The following is a 17,412-nucleotide window of genomic DNA, read 5'->3' on the forward strand; positions in this document are numbered from 1 at the left end:
TGCCATTGCATGCTGGATAGCTTTTGTGCTTTCAGCTGCTGTGGTTTGCAGGGTCCGCTGGCCTAACCAACGAGAACTAAGTCGCAAGATCGTTCACATCGGTACCGGCCCAGTGATCCCTTTGGCCTGGTGGCTCGGAATCCCATCGAGTTGGGCAATTCCAATGGCAATCCTCATTACCATTGTGATCCTCATCAACCACCGCTGGCGCTTACTACCAGCTATTGAAGACGTCAATCGACACAGCTACGGCACAGTGGCATACGCTCTAACAATCACCCTGTTGCTGATTTTCTTCTGGCCAGAAAATGCTGCAGCGGTCTGCTCCGGAGTGCTTGTGATGGCTTTCGGCGATGGGTTAGCTGGCCTCATCGGTCGCAAAGTACGCTCACCCAATTGGTTGATATGGGGTCAACGCAAATCAATCGCAGGCACTCTTACCATGGCTGTGATAACCCTAATCATTCTGTTCACTCTAAGCCTGCTCATTGACGCTAACTTCCATCCCCTACGCATCTTCGCCGTCACAGGCCTTGCCGTTGGACTAGAGCAACTAAGTCGCTGGGGTATCGACAACCTCACTGTGCCAATGGGAGTCGCAGTCGCCTGGTCATGGATGACAGCGATCTAAAGACTCTTCAAGTTATTGGTGACAACGTCACTGAAGCCACTGCAGCCGCCAAATCCTCAAGCAGAGTTGCCGTTGTCTCTATATCGATACAAGCATCCGTAATGCTTTGACCATAGACAAGAGTAGAGAGGTCTTCAGGCAACTTCTGATTGCCCTCGACAAGATGGCTTTCCAACATCACACCCATGAGGTGGGTTGATCCTTGGCGTACCTGAGTAGCAACAGCCTGCAGCACCTCTGACTGTCGCCGAAAATCTTTATTCGAATTGTCGTGGCTGCAATCCACCATCAACCGATCAGCCAAGCCAGCCTTCACTAATTCTTTTGCAACCTCTTCCACCGCTTCTGGATGGTAATTGGTACAGCCATTACCTCCCCGCAATACGAGATGGCCATCAGGGTTTCCAGTGGTATGCACAATCGAAGCCTGACCCTGCCGATTGATCCCAAGAAAATGATGCGGTCTAGATGCTGCCTGCATCGCATGGATCGCAATCTTGGCACTGCCATCGGTACCGTTTTTGTAACCGACGGGCATTGACAATCCAGAAGCCATCTCCCGATGGGTCTGACTCTCAGTGGTTCTGGCTCCAATCGCCGTCCAACTGATCAAATCAGCGATGTATTGAGGCACAACCGGATCCAGCAATTCAGTGGCCGTCGGCATACCCTCGCGGGCAAGGTCGAGCAACAATGACCGCGCACGCCTTAAGCCAGTGTTGATGTCATAGGAACCATCGAGATGGGGATCATTGATGAGACCTTTCCAGCCAACGGTGGTGCGAGGTTTTTCGAAATAGACCCGCAAAACCACCTCCAACTGGGCGGCATATCGCTGTCGCAAGGGCTCCAACTGACGGGCATAGTCCCTTGCAGAGGCAATGTCATGAACCGAGCAGGGACCAACAATCACCAACAAGCGGGGATCCTCACCACGCAGAATTGCTTGGATTCGCTTACGAGTGTCTGCAACGGTTTTGAGAGCCACTACATCGAGGGGCAGCTCCTGATGAAGCAAGAGGGGCGACACCAACGGCCGCGTATCCACCACATGCAAGTCCGAGGTGGTGGTCATTTCGCCAGAATTCATGACAACCCAGGCTAGGAAACCAGCAAGGTGGCAGCATCCGGTAATTGCATTTCAATATCGATCTCCTTCCAGAAGGGATCGACGGCAAATAACAATAGAAGGGCCATGACCGCTGCCGAGGAATCACCCCAATGCTGAGTGCTTATCGCCAGCTCGCCGCCGAACGTGACGCCCAGGGCATCCCCCCCCTGCCCCTCACTGCCGAGCAAACCCAAGCACTCACCTTACTTTTACAGAATCCACCAGCAGGAGATAACTCTGAACTGCTTTACCTGCTGCGTGAACGCATCCCTCCAGGAGTAGATGAAGCTGCCTACGTGAAAGCAACCTGGCTGAGTGCTATCGCCCAGGGAAACAGCAAGTGCCCACTCATTACTCCCTTAGAAGCCACAAACCTACTAGGCACGATGATTGGGGGGTACAACGTTGCAGCTCTGATTGAGCTGCTTCAACACAATGACCACGAGCTAGCTGAATGCGCCGCTACAGGCCTGAGTCGCACCCTGCTCGTCTACGACGCTGTCCATGACGTTATCGAGCTAGCTGAAACCAATCGCTTCGCAAAGCAAGTTGTAGAAAGCTGGGCCGCCGCTGAATGGTTCACCTCAAAACCAGTCTTAGCCAAAGAGATCACAGTCACAGTCTTCAAAGTTGATGGTGAAACCAATACCGACGATCTATCCCCCGCCACCCATGCCACCACCCGACCAGACATCCCCCTGCATGCTCTGGCCATGCTGGAAACACGGGATCCCAATGCCCTTGCCACGATCATCAGCCTGAAGGCAAAAGGCCATCCCATTGCCTACGTGGGCGATGTAGTGGGTACGGGTAGTTCTCGCAAATCAGCAATCAATTCGGTGCTTTGGCACATAGGAGCCGATATCCCTTACGTACCCAACAAGCGATCCGGCGGCGTCATCCTTGGCGGCAAAATCGCTCCCATTTTCTTCAACACAGCGGAAGACTCCGGCGCCCTACCAATCGAATGTGATGTCAGTCAGCTGCAAAGTGGCGATGTGATCACCATCCGTCCACATGCCGGCACCATCGAACGGGCCTTTGGAGAAGACAAAGCAGGCGAAATCGTTGCTCACTTCAAGCTCAAACCAATCACCATCAGCGACGAAGTGCGCGCGGGTGGGCGTATCTCCCTACTGATCGGCAGAGCACTAACCGACAAAGTGCGTTCTCAATTTGGACTGTCAACATCCGATCTATTCGTCCGCCCAGGAGACACTCCTGAAACGGGCAAGGGCTATACCCAGGCCCAAAAAATTGTTGGTCTTGCTTGTGGTCTCGCAGGAATACGACCTGGGACCAGTTGCGAACCGCTGATGACAACTGTAGGCAGCCAAGACACAACTGGACCAATGACTCGGGACGAAATGAAGGAGCTCGCCTGCCTGGGATTTGCAGCAGATCTGGTCATGCAAAGCTTCTGCCACACCGCTGCCTACCCGAAGCCTGTAGATCTACAAACCCAGAAAGAACTTCCCGATTTCTTCGCCCAGCGTGGTGGAGTAGCACTTCATCCAGGCGATGGAATCATCCACAGCTGGCTGAACCGCATGCTTCTGCCAGACACAGTGGGAACAGGCGGCGATAGCCACACTCGTTTCCCCTTAGGCATTTCTTTCCCCGGAGGTTCTGGCGTGGTGGCTTTTGCTGCAGCCATCGGTGCCATGCCCCTAGACATGCCGGAATCTGTACTGGTTCGTTTCAGCGGCTCACTACAGAGCGGCATCACACTGCGTGACGTAGTCAATGCGATCCCCTTGATCGCGATTCAAGAAGGTCTACTGAGCGTGGAAAAAGCCAAAAAGCTCAATGTCTTTAGCGGCAAAATCATGGAAATCGAAGGATTACCTGATCTGAAGCTGGAGCAAGCCTTTGAACTAACCGATGCCACTGCTGAACGTTCCTGCGCTGGCTGCACGATCAAACTCTCTGAATCAACGGTTGCTGAATACCTTCGCAGCAATATTGCATTGCTAAAAAACATGATTGCCCGCGGTTATCAGGATACTCGCACCCTGGCAAGACGTATCAAAGCCATGGAAGCTTGGCTGGCAAAACCAGAATTGATTAGCGCTGATCAAAACGCAGAGTATGCCGAAATCATCAATATCAACCTCGACGAACTCAAAGAACCCGTACTGGCCTGTCCCAACGATCCCGACAATGTAAAACTACTCAGTGAGGTTGCAAACAATCCAGTGCAGGAAGTCTTTATCGGCTCCTGTATGACCAACATCGGCCACTACAGAGCTGCGGCAAAAATTCTTGAAGGGTCTGGAACCAGCAAAGCTCGCCTATGGGTTTGCCCACCAACAAGAATGGATGAAGCCATGCTTCAAGAAGAGGGTTACTACAAAATCTTCGAAGCGGCAGGGAGCCGCATGGAAATGCCTGGTTGTTCATTATGTATGGGCAATCAAGCACGCGTGGAAGACAACACAACCGTTTTCTCCACAAGCACTCGAAACTTCAACAATCGACTAGGCCAAGGAGCCCAGGTCTATTTAGGCAGTGCTGAGTTGGCAGCAGTATGTGCATTATTAGGCAGAATCCCTACACCAAAAGAATATCTTTCGATTGCAACAGAAAAAATCGATCCCCTCTCATCTGAGCTTTATCGCTATCTAAATTTCAACCAGATTGATGGCTTTGCAGATCAAGGGCGCGTGGTAAGTAACGACATACAAGCAGAAATTCTTGCAGAGTTCTCACCCACCAATGGCCATGCCGAATGATCTAAACCAGCAACAAAAATTGATGCAGTCCAGTCGCAGCATCCGCAAACTCTTAGAGCAGCGCTGGTTTGTGGTTGTGCTGGCTCTGATGCTTACGGGCCTTGGAGCTGCCCTCACAGGAGTGCTTTTCAAAGCTGGTATCTATAGCCTCGCCAAGTGGCGATTCCAGCTTCTTGAACTTCTTCCGCCATGGATCGTTCTACCAGCTCTTGGTGCCACAGGAGGCTTGGTTTCTGGGTTGCTTGTTTCCCGTCTAGCCCCCTCTGCGAGCGGTTCAGGGGTGAGCCACATCATGGCGTTTTTACGCCATCGATCCGTACCAATGGGCTTGAGGGTTGGGATGGTCAAGCTAGTAGCAGGAGTTATCGCCATCGGCAGTGGTTTTCCACTTGGTCCAGAAGGACCAGCAGTGCAAATGGGAGGCTCTGTCGCTTGGAAATTTGCTCAATGGTTAAAGGCACCAATTGCCTTTCGCCGAGTCATTGTCGCTGCTGGAGGTGGAGCAGGTCTAGCCGCTATTTTCAGTGCGCCAATAGGAGGCTTTGTTTATGTAATTGAAGAGCTACTTCATTCTGCAAAACCTGCCGTCTTGTTGCTGGTGGTTGTCACCACCTTCTGGGCTGATACTTGGGCAGATGTGTTCGGATTTCTAGGGCTAAGTCCATCAGCTGGAAGTCTTAGCAAAGGCGTGGGCTTTCAACTGGAACGTGAATACACACCCCTAGTGCACTTTCTACCAATCGACCTGGGCTACCTAATCGCCCTTGGTTTGGTCACTGGAGTCTTGGCGGAGTTTTACTGCCGCTACGTCCTAGCGATGCAACGCAAAGGTAAAACCTGGTTCGGCAATCGACTCGTTTTAAGGATGGTGCTCAGTGGTGGTGTACTCGGAGGGGTTTATGCAGCTCTTCCTGAGAGCTTTAGGAATTTGGACAACCTCCAAGATCTGGTCGGTGGAGGAGAAGCTGGTCCTCTGATGGCTCTCAGCACCTTCGTCGTGCTGTTTTTCACTACCGGGCTAGCAGCTGCCTCAGGAGCACCAGGAGGCTTATTTGTTCCGATGCTGACCCTAGGAGGAGCAATCGGCCTGGCCTGTGGAGACTGGGCACAAATGCTGACTGGCCATGCACCCAGTACCTTCATTTTTGCAGGTATGGGAGCGTTCGTAGCCAGCTGCTCACGCACACCGATCACGGCCATGTTTTTGGCCTTCGCACTAACAAAAGATTTGCTAATCCTCAAACCAATTCTAGTGGCATGCCTATCAAGCTTCCTCGTCACTCGCCTCTTTAATGAACACTCAATCTATGAAAGACAAATCACAATGGAATACAAAGAGTAACCAATCGAAAGAAGCAATCTACTGCTTATTATATCTAAATAAACTGGATAATTTACAGACAGCTAATATTATTTGAATTCTCATAATCTGAACAATAAGACTCGTAAATATCCGCTCCTGAGCTCAGCAGGCCAGCCAATGCTGCCATTAAATATCGCAATTATCTAGATCCCTAAGAGGCAGGCAGTCATCTAAATTGTTACTCCATCAATATAAAGTGAAGCAAGGAATTTGCTAAAGACAGCTGGCAGGTCAAAACATATAATCAAGCAAGGTCAATCAACCCAATGACGAAGGGCTGATTCCTTAACCATTGATTTATTGACGTACATCAGATGATTTCGCGCCCGATGCCAATAACCTCTTCAGGATGAACTCATGTTGCCAAGGTTGACCTCCTGAACAAGGAAACCCTCCTATTCACACCCGCCGTTCCCGAACCTGGAGCGCTCCAAGCCGTGCTGGCGTTCCCGAGCACATACAGCATTGGGATTACCAGCCTGGGATATCAAGTTATCTGGGCCACCCTCGCTAAACGTGAAGACATCGATGTAAGGCGGTTATTTACCGATCAAGGGGACATCCCCCATCGCACATGCGACCTGTTCGGACTCTCCCTGAGCTGGGAACTGGATGGTCCGGTATTACTTGATCTACTTGAGCAACAACGCATCCCGCTATGGAGTCATCAACGCGGAGAAAACAACCCAATTGTTTTTGGTGGTGGTCCTGTACTCACAGCTAACCCCGAACCCCTAGCTCCATTTTTCGATGTGGTGTTGTTGGGAGACGGGGAAGAACTTTTGCCAGCCTTCATCGATACGCTCCAACAAGTGAAACAGTTGCCACGAACTGATCGCCTGCGAGCTCTGGCAAAGATTCCAGGTGTCTATGTACCAAGGTTCTATGAACCCATCTACGACGCTGACGACACCCTGCTGACAGTAAAGCCCGTCGAATCCGACTTACCCCCCTCAATCGCGAAGCAAACCTGGCGCGGCAACACCCTCACTCATTCCACAGTGATCACGCCAGATGCTGCCTGGCCAAACATCCATATGGTTGAGGTGGTGCGCAGCTGCCCAGAACTTTGCCGATTCTGTCTTGCCAGCTATCTCACACTGCCCTTCCGCAGTCCATCCTTAGACGATGGACTCATCCCTGCCATTGAGAAAGGACTCACAGCCACTAAGAGACTTGGACTACTAGGCGCCTCTGTTACCCAACACCCTCAATTTGGTGAGCTACTGCAATGGTTAGACAAAGATCGCTTCAACGACATCCGCCTCAGCGTTAGCTCCGTACGGGCAGCCACAGTGAACTCAGAATTGACCAGGATCCTGAACCGCCGCGGCAGTAAATCACTCACAATTGCCATCGAAAGCGGCAGCGAGCGCATTCGCGCAATGATCAATAAAAAGCTTGCTCAAGAAGAAATTTTTGCGGCTGCCAAATATGCGTTTGAAGGCGGCCTCAGTGGTCTGAAGCTCTACGGCATGGTTGGACTTCCTACCGAAGAAGACTCCGATATAGACGACACGAGCAATCTGTTAATCAACCTCAAAAAAACAACGCCAGGCTTACGCCTCACTCTGGGAGTCAGCACCTTTGTCCCTAAGGCTCATACTCCCTTTCAATGGCACGGGATCAACCGTAAAGCGGAGAAACGACTAAAACAACTAGCAAAACAACTGAAACCAAAAGGCATTGAGGTGCGACCAGAAAGCTTCGGATGGAGCACGATCCAGGCTCTGCTGTCACGCAGTGACCGACGCCTCGCCCCGGTGATTGCATCTGTCCGGGGCTCACACAACAAACTGGGCAGCTGGAAAAAGGCCTACAGAGCAGCACGCGAAGGGGATCTCAGTGCAACAACTGAACAAGCCATACCACTGCCCCGCCCACCCGCCTGGGACGAAGTGGTGCATGAATCATGGCAGCCATCACGAACACTGCCCTGGACCCATCTAGAAGGGCCCCTCAACCAAAAACAACTCATCCAACATCATCATCAAGCCCTAAACGAGCATGTTGGAGTGCCTGCTGGGGAAGAATGATGCAACGCAATCCAGCCAAAAGAATCCAACCAGCAATATTGAGCCGACTATCAAAAAAAGGCATATCAGTAGCGTGCATCACAACCAGGATCAAACTTGCCGTCCACCAGGCACGATCAAAGACCGTGCTACTCAAACCCCTAATTATCAATACTCCACCAGTCAATACACCGCGACGCAAGACTGTGATCAAGAGGGCTAAAACAGTCCCCACCACTAGCAGAGCAACGGGTATCCCGTGGCTCACAGCAAGTTCAAGAGGAAGGTTATGGGCATGGCCATGCCACTGACCAGTCCGCAACGGATAGAGCACTGAAAAGGCAGCCGCCCCCCAACCCAACCAGGGACGAGTCTCAATGAGCTTTAGCGCCACTCCCCACTGGCTCATGCGAGTTGACATCAACTCACGATCCTGGATATAGCGCATGTCATTAAGACGCGCCCAAATACCCTCAGGCACAAACCTGCGTGCCCACTGCTGCAAACCTGAAGGACTACCTGGTAATGCTGCAAGGGTCACTGGTAACAGCGCTAACACCATCAACGGCAACAACCAGGGCCACCTCGCGGGCCCAAAAACGAAAGGAATCGCCAACATCAACCCTCCCCAAGCATTACGTGAGTCGGTAAGAACCAATGCCGCCACAACAGCAATAGCTACCCCCAAAGCCACACTGCGTTGAAAACGACTTAGGGCAGGCTGAAGCAGAGCTGCTAAACAAAATGGCCAAACCAAGGCCAACCAGGCTCCAGCAATATTTGCGTAATCAAACAAACCAGATAAACGGCCAGTAGGCTCCCCACCGGGCGCCATGAACCAGACGATTAAGCCACCGAACAATTGCCATGGTCCCTGCCATCCCCACCAGAGCTGCCCGAGACCGGTAATCACCACAGGCACAGTGCCAGCGACAAGCCAAAGGGCACAACGTCGACGGGCTTCATCACTAACTAAATAAGGCTGAAAACCCCAAAAAGCCCAAAAGAAAGGCAGCCAATTCCCCAGGCCAACCCAAGCACGTCCACCCGAATAGGCCTGAACACAACCAACCACCATCAACAGTGCGGCAATCAGCAAAGGCCAATTCCAGGGATCGCGCCAAAACGGTTGCTGTCGCTGACAACTACCAAGCACAAGGGCCGTAAGCAGCAACATGCCTGCCAACAATGCACTAGACGGCAACAAAAAAAGCCCCCACTGGAAAACAAGCCAACCAATGGAGGTCGCAGCAGCAGGGCGACATCGAGCCATCCAAGCCAACACCGTCATGCAAAAACAGCGGTTCTACCGCGATAGACCATCACCTGACGACAAAGATGCAATCTCAAGGCCCTTGCCAAAGCGAGACGTTCCATATCACGTCCTTTACGGATCAAATCCTCCACCTCATCACGATGGTTTACATGCTCGATGGTCTGCTCAATAATCGGCCCGTCATCCAGATCCTCAGTGACGTAATGGGCGGTGGCACCAATCACTTTCACACCACGATCCCAGGCCCTGTGATAGGGCTGTGCCCCCTTAAAAGCCGGCAGGAAGGAATGGTGAATATTAATCACGGTAGGAAAACGCTCTAGAAAAGCACCACTAAGCACCTGCATGTACTTGGCCAACACAACCAGCTCAATCCGATGCTCAGCCAACAAATCCAACATGGTTTGCTCCGCCTCAGGCTTGCTGGCAGGCGTCATAGGAACACACTCAAAACAAACACCAAACTCCCTGCATAAAGGCTCCAATTGAGAGTGGTTTGCAATCACAAGCGGCACCTGCATCGACAACTCCCCACTGCGAGTGCGCCAAAGCAGATCCAACAGACAGTGACTCTGCTTGCTGGCGAAGATCGCCACCCGAGGGATCTCATCCGAAAAATGCAATTGCGCCTGACCCCCGAGGCGATCTGCAAGGGCATTCACAGCTGGTGCTATCGCCTCTCGAGGCAATCCGAAGCCCTCAATCCCAAATTCGATCCTGCTCAGAAACAGTCCAGCCCCAACATCCGTATGGTGATCAGCATGAAGAATATTGCCTCCATTAACAGCCACCCATCCCGACAACTCACTCACCAAAGCAGGCCGATCTGGACAGATGAGCTGCAGGATCACACGAAGCTTGCAACCATAAGGATTCGATACAGCACCAAGAGGGCAGCTCACTCAACCTGATTGCAAAAACTCATTCTCTCTTGACGAACGTCCGCACCAAGAACACCTCAAAGTGAGATGCATCGCGCGTCAATATCAAGAATGACTGCTTCCACCGTTGCAATCATTGGCGCTGGTGTTGTTGGCGCTAGCACCGCTTGGTTTTTAGCCAAGCATGGCCACCAAGTGATGCTGATTGATCCAAAACTGGGTCGACCGATCAACAGATCAGGGACCCTCCCGGGAACAACTGCTTCACTAGGGGTACTTATGGGGCATGTTTTCAGGCGCAGCAGTGGACGAGCCTGGCGACTTCGACAACACAGCATGACCCTCTGGCCAGAGTGGGTTGCAGAGCTGAGCAGTCAAGAGCATCCGCTCAAGCTCAACACCCCTCTGATTCAACTTGCGAGTAGCGAAGCAGAAGCCACCCTGATGAAGCAACTCACAGAACAACGGCAACATCTCGGCCTTGAGCCGATCTCACCAAACTCGAATCCCTGCATGGGCCGATCATGGCCAAACACACAACATGGGGGTCTGATCTCTCATCAAGACGGTTATCTAGACCCGATCGCCCTACAAAAATGCCTACGGGCCGCCCTACAAGACCAAGGCGTACAACAAATCCAAGAGCCAGTCGTCTCGCTGGAACGAAATTCATCTGTCGAAGACAAACAGTGGCGCCTTCAACTTGCGGGAGGAACAAATTTGAACCAAGACGCTGTCGTGATCTGTGCAGCACTGGGCAGCAAAGCCCTGCTGGAATCTATAGGCCACAGTCTCCCAATGGCCCCAGTGCTTGGACAAGTGCTGGATCTAGAGCTGATCTCAGATCAGCACAATTGGAGCGGCTGGCCTGCAGTACTCGTGAGCCATGGCATCAACCTGATCCCCCACGGAACCAATCAGATCTGGATAGGTGCCACTCTCGAGCCAGGAGTTCAACCAATGTCTAGCCACCTCAAGGCCATGCAACACCTCGCAGGAGATGCCCCGGATTGGTTAGAGAGCGCGACTGTGAAAAACCAATGGCATGGATTGCGCGCTCGACCTGTCGAACGTCCAGCACCTCTTTTAGAAAAACTAGAGCCCGGGCTAATCGTGGCTACGGGCCATTACCGAAATGGCGTCTTGCTGGCCCCAGCCAGCGCTGCATGGGTAAAAGAGCAACTCGCTAACAAGACAAGATCTTGACTTGACTCTTGATCAATTTTCAATCATCCAACAGCAAGGCATACGAAGTTCACCAGTTTGCTGCATCAAAGAAATCTCGATGAGCCGGTGGACGCACACTTGGATTGCCTTAATTCCTCGAAAAGCCAGTGCCCATCTAAATTGATCAAGCCCCTCAAACGCTATTTAGACGTACTCAATGCGTAAGAAGATGCTGCTTCTATAGATGGTGCGACTCCATGATGTTGAAGAAATAAAGCAAGCAGGGTTAGTTCAGAGTTATCTCTTTGTCTCGGTGCCTGGCATAAAAATGTAACAACAGGCCAACAGGAACTACTGCCAGCAAACAAGCGAAAATGGTTCCAAGGGTTTCCATAAACTTTTAGCGAATAGGATTTTCTATCCTGCAAGCTATAACACAGATCACTGCCTATAGAAAGTGGATGCAACATTAACACGTTAAAAAGTTCATTAGAAGTTGCCATACAACAGGCCTTCCTAAGCAGCCTTTGACTCAGAGCATTAAGATTTACAGAGCAAAAACACTCTAAGCGATAAGCGAAAAACATAAGCAATTTAATCTCATCCTAATTTTCAAGACATTGCTACCTACATCGATAACAACTCATTATTTAACGAATAAACCCTAAATCCAATCGTGATGAGGTTGCAAATACTAGAGTTGAAGTTTCTAATTTCTGCAACTATATTCTCATAATACTTTGAAAGATTCACAGCCTCCTCACGATCTAATGCCAAACATAAAATGATGACTCATTTAAGATTCTCTGATAATCCTCGCACATCAAACGATTCGGAATTCGATTAAGGTTAATATTTACCAAAAAGACCTGAGCCTCCTTTGCATCATTAATTCCTAGATCAATAAGCTTTCTTTATTGATCGTTATGAGACAAAAGATGAAATCCCAAAGGTTTTAAGGGAATTTAAAATCCTACGGGATCAAGCATGGTCACCTTGCAAAAAATATGAGTAGATAGGTGCAAAATAAGAGTAATGAGTTACTCCACTCTTCAAGCACTGGTCACAAGATTCGAGTACTACCAGGCAATCATTGATATGCTAAAGAACAAGCAGCAAAAAAGATTAAATCAATCAAATCTAGCGGCACATGAGTAGAAACATCCTCAGCATTTCATAGAATTATCCTCTTCCTGGCATCAGGTATGTATTTGTCAGAGTATACATATCCATCGTTTACGTCAAAATAATCGGGTGTCTCACTATTAATACAGTTAGACATATTAAGTCAATCAAATAAAAGGTCAGTGGGCAGCACACCTCCAACCTCCAACAAGCTGTTTGCGCATAGATCAGATCAACTCTTGCATGAAAGCAAAATAGCTCTCTAAATTTATTATTTAATCCATATAGTGCGTTAACAAGGCCCTCAATCAAATCGACCTATTTTACAAATATTAGGCATTGAGTCTCTTCAGAATAATACTTTCTCATACCAGCCCATTCATCATTAACATCTATTTACCAGTGCCATTCAAGAAAAAACCTAACCGAGATTTTGCCATTATAAAAGGAGGGCAGTGCCTTTAAGTAAGACTTCCACGCATTCGGGTCAATTTCAGAAGAGCAAAATATGTGATCAAAAAAATCCAAGAAATCCTTTGTTTCTTGATACATGCTTAACTAATTAAAGAATAAAAGCTATTAGGAGCAACTGCTCATCGTACAGCACAGAAAAGGAAATATCAGGAAGAAGAGCTTCAAGCTTCTTGATAACTATAGGGAAGTATTCAAATCAGTCTTGATGACATCAACAAACAAACCATCCCATCACTTCGACTCAGTAAATTCTGCGTCGATCACATCATCACCACTACTGGGATCACCACCACCAGCCGCGCCAGCATCAGCGCCGGATTCTGCGGCGGCAGCACCCGCCTGCTGATAAACAGAAGCACCCAAGGTATAAAGCTCCTGCTGCAGTTCCTCCAATAGCGACTTCATCGCATCAAAGTCATCTTTCTCAATGGCAGCCTTAAGCTTGACGCGCTTATCTTCCACCTTTGCCTTTGAATCAGCATCAACCTTGTCAGCCAACTCTCCGAGCTGCTTTTCCGCCTGATAAACAAGAGTCTCAGCCTGGTTCTTAATGTCAATGCGCTCACGCTTTTCTTTATCAGCTGAGGCATTGGTCTCAGCATCCTTAACCATCTTCTCAACCTCATTTTCAGAGAGGGTTGAAGCACCAGTAATCGAAATGCTTTGCTCCTTACCGCTACCCTTATCCTTGGCATTAACACTAAGAATACCGTTAGCATCGATATCAAAGGTCACCTCAATCTGAGGAACACCACGAGGGGCAGGAGGAATTCCATCAAGACGGAATGTTCCCAAGCTCTTATTATCAGAGGCCATCTCACGTTCACCCTGAAGCACGTGAATCTCCACATTGGTTTGTCCATCAACCGCTGTGGAATAGGTTTCCGACTTCTTAGTAGGAACAGTCGTATTACGCGTAATCATCTTGGTCATCACACCACCAAGAGTCTCCACACCCAAGGAGAGAGGAGTGACATCAAGCAGCAAGATGTCCTTAACTTCACCAGCCAATACCCCGCCCTGTATGGCAGCGCCTACAGCAACAACCTCATCAGGATTGACAGTCTGATTGGGATCTTTACCCGTAACCCTCTTCACAAGTTCCTGAACTGCAGGCATGCGGCTGGAGCCGCCCACCATCACTATTTCGTCAAGTTCACCAGAAGAGAGTTTGGCGTCCTTAAGAGCCTGCTCCACAGGTACGCGACAACGATCAATCAGTTTTGAAGCCAATTCCTCAAATTTGGCACGTGTCAGGGTTAGATCGAGATGCTTAGGCCCCTCAGAGGTAGCAGTAATAAATGGCAGGTTGATCTCACTTTGCGTAGCACTGGAAAGCTCGATCTTGGCTTTCTCTGCCGCCTCAGTTAGGCGCTGAAGAGCCTGCTTATCCTGCCGCAGATCAATACCTTCATTGGCCTTAAAAGTTGCAGCCAGATGATCAACAATCACTTTATCGAAATCATCTCCGCCTAGATGAGTGTCACCAGAGGTAGATAGAACCTCAAAAACACCATCACCTACCTCGAGCACAGAAACATCAAAGGTTCCACCACCCAGGTCAAACACCAGAATGCGCTCATTGCTCTTCTTATCGAGGCCATACGCCAACGCAGCCGCGGTTGGCTCGTTAATGATGCGTAGCACCTCTAAGCCAGCTATCTTGCCGGCGTCTTTGGTGGCCTGTCTCTGTGAGTCATTAAAATACGCAGGCACTGTGATCACGGCCTGGGTTACGTTCTCACCGAGATACTTACCAGCGTCCTCAGCTAACTTGCGCAACACCTGAGCACTCACTTCCTCAGGAGAAAACTGCTTATCGAGAACCGGGCACTTCAACCTCACATTAGAGCCAGACTTCTCAACCTCATAACTCACTTCCTTCGACTCTTCGTTTACCTCATCAACCCGACGACCAACGAAGCGCTTCGCTGAATAAAAGGTGTTATCAGTGTTCATCACCGCTTGGCGCTTGGCAATCTGGCCAACCAACTGATCCTGATTTTTGGTATAAGCGACCACGGAGGGAGTTGTTCTAAACCCTTCAGCGTTAGCAATCACGACGGGCTTGCCACCCTCCATTACGGCGACACAACTGTTCGTGGTTCCAAGATCAATGCCAACAACCTTTCCCATTCGTGCCGACCTCCTAAAGATCTCTGTCTTGAACAGGTGCATCCTCGGCAGTGAGGCCACTTAGAGGCGAGGTGTGGTTCCCGAACAGCTCGCCCGGCAGGCTGGGCATAGAACCGATCAAGCAATGGGAATGATTAGCGGCACAACCTCCCTAATAGGCCTGCTCGGCCAACCAGTGCACCATTCCCTCTCACCGGTGATGCAAAACGCAGCCCTCACTGCAATGAATCTCGACTGGTGCTACATGGCCATGCCCTGCGAAACCAACGATCTGGCCAATGTGCTCTGCGCTCTGCGTTCGATCAACTGCCTTGGCCTGAACATCACCATCCCCCACAAACAAGACGTGGCCAAAACCTGTCGAGAGCTCAGCCCATTAGCAAAACGACTTAAAGCCGTCAACACTCTGATCCCTCATGCCGACGGCGGCTGGACAGGCACCAACACAGACGTGGCCGGTTTTATTGCACCCCTTCAAGAAAGCAAGTGCGAGTGGCATGGGCGTCGTGCAGTCGTGCTCGGTTGCGGTGGTAGCGCCCGAGCAGTCGTTGCAGGTCTGCAAGATTTAAAATTGGCTCAAATCATGGTGGTTGGCCGCCGATCTGATGCGCTGAAGAGATTTCTCGATGATCTCCAGCCCAACCCAGCCAGCTCCGAATCTGATTGCCAAGTGCTCTTGCAAGGAATTCTCCAACAGGAACCTGCTCTGGTTGAACAGCTAACCAAAGCCGATCTGGTGGTCAACACCACACCAGTAGGCATGTCCCAAAACCGTTCGGAAACATCAACTCCTAGAGCGCCAATGCCCCTAGGGAAGAAGATTTGGCAAAACCTAAGCCCAAAGACAACTCTCTATGACCTGATTTACACACCAAAACCAACCGCCTGGCTGACCTTAGGAACTGAACATGGCTGCAATTGCATAGATGGCCTCGAAATGCTTGTTCAACAAGGCGCTGCCTCTCTAAGGCTCTGGAGCGGCAACAAGCACGTTCCTGTCGAAGAGATGAGAAAAGCTGCTCTGGGCTGGCTCAAGGTTTAGCGTCATAACAGTGATCTGACCCCCATGCTGATCCCTATCTGGCAACGGTTGCTGGGAGTGCTGATTTACATGCTCCCTTGGAGCGACACCATTCCATTTGGGCGAAGTTTATTTGTGCAATTTCCATTGCTTGAATTGCTTGCACTTCCAGCCCTGCCCTTCATGATCCTGGAACAAGGGATCCCATTCGGAAGTCTTCTAATATTTTTCTTGCTCTTTCTTGCAGTTGTAAGGAACCCTAAAGTTCCCTATTTTCTTCGCTTCAACACACTGCAAGCACTACTAGTAGACATTGTTGTCGTACTGCTGGGCTATGCCATCCAAATCCTTCTACAACCTCTTAGTGGTGCTTTCATGCTGCGCACGCTAACCAGCACTGTGCTGGTAGCAATGCTTGCCATCGTGATTTTCGCCCTTATCGAATGCCTAAGAGGACGTGAACCAGACCTGCCAGGTATCAGCCAAGCCGTTCGCATGCAGCTCTCCTAAAACACTGACCACAAAGAGATAGGCTGGTCGCTCCGTCGCTCACTACCGTGAGCCTTTAAGTCCCTGTCGGAACACCTGATGAGTCAACAACCTTATTACGAAACCATGTACATCCTCCGGCCGGACATCCCGGAAGAGGAAGTAGAAACACATGTCGCCAAGTACCGCGAGATGGTGACTGAAGCTGGGGCAGAGGTCCTCGACAATCAAATGCGTGGCAAGCGTCGCCTGGCCTATCCAATCTCAAATCACAAGGAAGGCATCTATGTGCAGCTAAGCCACAACGGCAATGGACAACAAGTGGCCGTGCTGGAAAAAGCCATGCGTCTCAGTGAAGACGTGATTCGCTACCTCACTGTGAAGCAGGAAGGTCCTCTACCCGCTCCCAGAATCGTCCCCGGGATCCCCGGGAGTGAGCCTGAGCCAGTACAACAGCAGGAAGCCGCAGCCGTAGAAGCCTGATCAACACCATTGTTGAAAAAGCTGCTTAGCGTTAGCTTTCTGCCATGCGCGCTGCCCATCAGGACCATCATCAGGCCCCTCTTCCAATTTGGAAGAAACAGGAAACACAACAAGAAAATAAAACAATAACCAGACGTGATGCCATCCAAAAATGGCGGAAATCCACAGGCAAATTGCTGCTAACCAAGGCTGAGATCAGATCTAACCGCAAAGAAAATCCTTATGACAAACAAGATCTACTTAAAAGTCAAATCAAAGACCTTAAGGAGCAAGTCCAGGAATACGAAGCACTCCTAAAAGAACTCCCTGACATTTTCGAACGAAAATTTCAACAACGACTCATCCCCCTACTAGAGCGCTATCGCCTAATCACGCATACTCAAAACTCTGCTATTCACACTGAGTCAATCATGCTTGAGGAGCCTCACCCATTAAGAGTACCTTCCCTGCTTCGCTCAAGATGGCTTGGCGGCAGAGGACAATCTCAACAAGAAAACTAATCAAA

The 17,412-nt window shown here is 50.2% G+C and carries 13 protein-coding genes; 9 read left to right on the forward strand and 4 right to left on the reverse strand.

The window, feature by feature from the left end; all coding sequences use genetic code 11:
• Positions 1 to 25 precede the first annotated feature (25 nt).
• Positions 26 to 631 (forward strand): diacylglycerol/polyprenol kinase family protein, encoded by a 606-nt coding sequence (locus SIB66_RS03325; RefSeq protein WP_236073801.1) that lies wholly within the window; start codon positions 26 to 28, stop codon positions 629 to 631.
• Positions 632 to 638: 7 nt separating this feature from the next.
• Here SIB66_RS03325 and SIB66_RS03330 read toward each other — a convergent pair whose 3' ends face one another.
• Positions 639 to 1,706 (reverse strand): 3-deoxy-7-phosphoheptulonate synthase, encoded by a 1,068-nt coding sequence (locus tag SIB66_RS03330; RefSeq protein WP_063407615.1) that lies wholly within the window; start codon positions 1,704 to 1,706, stop codon positions 639 to 641.
• Between the two features lie 146 nt (positions 1,707 to 1,852).
• Between SIB66_RS03330 and acnB the strand changes: the two genes are divergently transcribed.
• From acnB to SIB66_RS03345, 3 genes are all read left to right on the forward strand, one after another.
• Entirely contained in the window at positions 1,853 to 4,477 is a 2,625-nt protein-coding gene (gene acnB / locus SIB66_RS03335) for a bifunctional aconitate hydratase 2/2-methylisocitrate dehydratase (RefSeq protein ID WP_063407616.1), read from the forward strand.
• Complete coding sequence (locus SIB66_RS03340; RefSeq protein WP_063407617.1) at positions 4,461 to 5,819, forward strand: ClC family H(+)/Cl(-) exchange transporter; 1,359 nt, start codon at positions 4,461 to 4,463, stop codon at positions 5,817 to 5,819. The genes acnB and SIB66_RS03340 overlap by 17 nt, the downstream gene beginning before the upstream one ends.
• Before the next feature lie 458 nt (positions 5,820 to 6,277).
• Positions 6,278 to 7,876 carry a B12-binding domain-containing radical SAM protein gene (locus SIB66_RS03345; protein WP_063407618.1) on the forward strand — a complete coding sequence of 533 codons (1,599 nt, stop codon included), beginning with the start codon at positions 6,278 to 6,280 and terminating at the stop codon, positions 7,874 to 7,876.
• On the opposite strand, the gene SIB66_RS03350 is transcribed toward SIB66_RS03345, so the two are convergent.
• Both SIB66_RS03350 and purU read right to left on the reverse strand, forming a co-directional pair.
• On the reverse strand, positions 7,815 to 9,128 hold the full coding sequence (locus tag SIB66_RS03350; protein WP_063407726.1) for an O-antigen ligase family protein: 1,314 nt from the start codon (positions 9,126 to 9,128) through the stop codon (positions 7,815 to 7,817). The genes SIB66_RS03345 and SIB66_RS03350 overlap by 62 nt on opposite strands.
• A gap of 14 nt (positions 9,129 to 9,142) precedes the next feature.
• Positions 9,143 to 10,033, reverse strand: a complete 891-nt coding sequence (gene purU / locus SIB66_RS03355) for a formyltetrahydrofolate deformylase (protein WP_236070423.1) — start codon at positions 10,031 to 10,033, stop codon at positions 9,143 to 9,145.
• Between the two features lie 66 nt (positions 10,034 to 10,099).
• Here purU and SIB66_RS03360 point away from each other — a divergent pair, with 66 nt between their 5' ends.
• Entirely contained in the window at positions 10,100 to 11,218 is a 1,119-nt protein-coding gene (locus tag SIB66_RS03360; RefSeq protein ID WP_063407619.1) for an NAD(P)/FAD-dependent oxidoreductase, read from the forward strand.
• Positions 11,219 to 13,009: 1,791 nt separating this feature from the next.
• Here SIB66_RS03360 and dnaK read toward each other — a convergent pair.
• Entirely contained in the window at positions 13,010 to 14,914 is a 1,905-nt protein-coding gene (dnaK, locus tag SIB66_RS03365; RefSeq protein WP_063407620.1) for a molecular chaperone DnaK, read from the reverse strand.
• A 130-nt stretch (positions 14,915 to 15,044) separates the two neighbouring features.
• Here dnaK and SIB66_RS03370 point away from each other — a divergent pair, with 130 nt between their 5' ends.
• The 4 genes from SIB66_RS03370 to SIB66_RS03385 all read left to right on the forward strand — a co-directional run bounded on the left by SIB66_RS03370 (position 15,045) and on the right by SIB66_RS03385 (position 17,407).
• Positions 15,045 to 15,956 (forward strand): shikimate dehydrogenase, encoded by a 912-nt coding sequence (locus SIB66_RS03370; RefSeq protein ID WP_063407727.1) that lies wholly within the window; start codon positions 15,045 to 15,047, stop codon positions 15,954 to 15,956.
• A gap of 24 nt (positions 15,957 to 15,980) precedes the next feature.
• Entirely contained in the window at positions 15,981 to 16,445 is a 465-nt protein-coding gene (locus SIB66_RS03375; protein ID WP_063407621.1) for a Tic20 family protein, read from the forward strand.
• A gap of 78 nt (positions 16,446 to 16,523) precedes the next feature.
• Positions 16,524 to 16,907, forward strand: coding sequence for a 30S ribosomal protein S6 (rpsF, locus tag SIB66_RS03380; protein WP_063407622.1), 384 nt, complete (start codon positions 16,524 to 16,526; stop codon positions 16,905 to 16,907).
• Between the two features lie 44 nt (positions 16,908 to 16,951).
• Positions 16,952 to 17,407, forward strand: a complete 456-nt coding sequence (locus tag SIB66_RS03385; RefSeq protein WP_063407623.1) for a hypothetical protein — start codon at positions 16,952 to 16,954, stop codon at positions 17,405 to 17,407.
• The last annotated feature ends 5 nt before the right edge of the window (positions 17,408 to 17,412 follow it).

It is taken from the genome of Prochlorococcus sp. MIT 1318 (assembly GCF_047304505.1).
Taxonomy (GTDB): domain Bacteria; phylum Cyanobacteriota; class Cyanobacteriia; order PCC-6307; family Cyanobiaceae; genus Prochlorococcus; species Prochlorococcus marinus_D.

Excerpts from the sequence above, each read along its gene's own strand:
- SIB66_RS03330 (WP_063407615.1), bottom strand. The coding sequence starts at position 1,706 with ATGACCACCACCTCGGACTTGCATGTGGTGGATACGCGGCCGTTGGTG.
- acnB (WP_063407616.1), top strand. The coding sequence starts at position 1,853 with ATGCTGAGTGCTTATCGCCAGCTCGCCGCCGAACGTGACGCCCAGGGC.
- SIB66_RS03340 (WP_063407617.1), top strand. The coding sequence starts at position 4,461 with ATGGCCATGCCGAATGATCTAAACCAGCAACAAAAATTGATGCAGTCC.
- SIB66_RS03350 (WP_063407726.1), bottom strand. The coding sequence starts at position 9,128 with ATGGCTCGATGTCGCCCTGCTGCTGCGACCTCCATTGGTTGGCTTGTT.
- SIB66_RS03360 (WP_063407619.1), top strand. The coding sequence starts at position 10,100 with ATGCATCGCGCGTCAATATCAAGAATGACTGCTTCCACCGTTGCAATC.
- dnaK (WP_063407620.1), bottom strand. The coding sequence starts at position 14,914 with ATGGGAAAGGTTGTTGGCATTGATCTTGGAACCACGAACAGTTGTGTC.
- SIB66_RS03370 (WP_063407727.1), top strand. The coding sequence starts at position 15,045 with ATGATTAGCGGCACAACCTCCCTAATAGGCCTGCTCGGCCAACCAGTG.
- SIB66_RS03375 (WP_063407621.1), top strand. The coding sequence starts at position 15,981 with ATGCTGATCCCTATCTGGCAACGGTTGCTGGGAGTGCTGATTTACATG.
- rpsF (WP_063407622.1), top strand. The coding sequence starts at position 16,524 with ATGAGTCAACAACCTTATTACGAAACCATGTACATCCTCCGGCCGGAC.
- SIB66_RS03385 (WP_063407623.1), top strand. The coding sequence starts at position 16,952 with ATGCGCGCTGCCCATCAGGACCATCATCAGGCCCCTCTTCCAATTTGG.